General features: G+C 47.1%; 1 protein-coding gene and 1 pseudogene. Both read right to left on the reverse strand.

Annotated features, from left to right (window positions below; all coding sequences use genetic code 11):
- The coding region (gene lpxK / locus A3756_RS02975) for a tetraacyldisaccharide 4'-kinase (protein ID WP_068552914.1) at positions 1-802 on the reverse strand (802 nt) is incomplete at its 3' end.
- Positions 795-1,048 (reverse strand): annotated as a pseudogene (locus tag A3756_RS27125) (hypothetical protein); the annotation flags it as partial. The gene lpxK and the pseudogene A3756_RS27125, both read right to left, overlap by 8 nt.

The raw sequence follows: 1,048 nt of genomic DNA on the forward strand, positions 1-1,048 counted from the left end.
CCGGGTTGCCAATGGCAGCAACAGCATTTACCGGCTGACCCGACAATTTATCCAAAGCTAAGGCTTGATTGAGACCATCCTGACCGGGATCAGCCTTCAACGGCAGTAAGTTGCCTGGTCGTAAATCCATTCGAATGTAAGGCTCTGATGAATTCACGCCAGGTAAATCATCAGCACCGTTGATCACCTGAAAGTCCAGCTTCTTCATTCGAGACTGGCTTTCACGCAAAGGCCCCATCGGAAGTAAATATCCATTACCCAAGGCTCTTTGACCATCGTAAACACAAACTTCCACATCACGCTGTAGCGCATTGTGTTGCAAGCCATCATCACTTATAACAACATTACAACCTTGAGCTTCCAGTGCCTGAACTGAGAGCTTTCTATTAGGACTAACAAATACCGGACAATCAAGCGCTTGCTTTAGCATGAGTGGCTCATCACCCACCTCTTCAGGCAAGCTATCGGCTAACACTTCTCGACACTCTGTAGATGGAATTGATGCACCGTACCCTCTGCTGACGATACCAGGCTGATAGCCTCTTTCCTGAAGCGCTTGCACCAAGTATGCAACCAATGGTGACTTTCCAGTCCCGCCGAGCGTAATATTGCCAACCACTATAATGGGTAAACTGGAACGATATGAGGTCTTAAAACCTAAGCGGTATAGCCATGCCCGTATGACCAAAATAAGCATATAGATAAGTGACAGTGGTGCCAGCAGGTATAGCCAAGCAGCACCTTGGTACCAAGCATCGGTTATGCTCGTTGAAGCAGCACGTTGCTGATCCTGACTAGGCATCGTCCGCCAGGTTCATATTGTAAAGTTTGGCGTACTCACCATTTGCAGCCAGAAGTGATTGATGTGTTCCCTGCTCGATTACACGACCTTGGTCCATCACTACAATTTTATCTGCATTTTCTACAGTCGATAGGCGATGCGCGATCACAATTGTTGTACGTCCCTCCATCAATACCTCCAACTCACCTTGAATAGCTTTTTCAAAAACCCGATCGTTACGGCGAAACAAGAAGAGAGCATAAGGAA

This window comes from Oleiphilus sp. HI0086 (genome assembly GCF_001635225.1).